Raw genomic sequence first — 203 nt, 5'->3', positions numbered from 1 at the left:
CAAGGTGCCGATCCGCCGCGTGGGCCTCTACGTGCCCGGCGGGCTCGCGCCCCTCGTCTCGAGCGTCCTGATGAACGTCGTGCCCGCCCAGGTCGCCGGCGTCGAGTCGATCGCGCGCGCCACCCCCCCGCAGAAGGACCACGGCGGCGAGGTGCACCCCACGATCCACGCGGCGTGCGCGCTGCTCGGCGTCGACGAGGGGT

General features: G+C 75.4%; 1 protein-coding gene. It reads left to right on the top strand.

The features are described 5' to 3' along the window. Window positions 1-203, top strand: a 203-nt coding sequence (locus tag QWY28_RS24335) for a histidinol dehydrogenase (RefSeq protein WP_300955455.1), incomplete at both ends; no start/stop codon positions are given.

It is taken from the genome of Nocardioides oceani (assembly GCF_030412965.1).
GTDB lineage: Bacteria > Actinomycetota > Actinomycetes > Propionibacteriales > Nocardioidaceae > Nocardioides > Nocardioides oceani.
The sequence above is the reverse complement of the archived record's forward strand: the minus strand, read 5'-3'. Positions and strand labels throughout refer to the sequence as shown.